The 345-nt window shown below is 60.3% G+C and carries 1 protein-coding gene; it reads left to right on the top strand.

What is annotated here, in order from left to right:
* Positions 1 to 345, top strand: a 345-nt coding sequence (locus GWC77_RS28465; protein WP_173262989.1) for an IS3 family transposase, incomplete at both ends; no start/stop codon positions are given.

The following is a 345-nucleotide window of genomic DNA, read 5'->3' as shown; positions in this document are numbered from 1 at the left end:
CCACGCTGCACAGCTTCGTGATCCGTCGCGGCTGTGCGCGCGAGCGAAACGCGATGCGCTCCTGCAGCCCGAGATCAAGCGAGTCTGGCAGAGCAACATGCAGGTCTACGGGGCAGATAAAGTCTGGAAGCAGATGAACCGAGAAGGCATTGCGGTCGCACGTTGCACGGTTGAGCGCCTGATGAAGCAACAGGGATTGCGTGGCGTGAGTCGCGGCAAACGAATTCGCACGACCATCCCTGATGTGTCGGCCCCGCGCCCGCTGGATCGGGTCAACCGTCAGTTCAAGGCGGATCGGCCGAACCAACTTTGGGTTTCGGATTTCACGTATGTTTCGACGTGGCA

The sequence above is a fragment of the Paraburkholderia sp. NMBU_R16 genome, from assembly GCF_013282575.1.
In the GTDB taxonomy this organism is placed as follows: Bacteria; Pseudomonadota; Gammaproteobacteria; order Burkholderiales; family Burkholderiaceae; genus Trinickia.
This window is presented reverse-complemented; position numbering and strand designations above follow the sequence as displayed.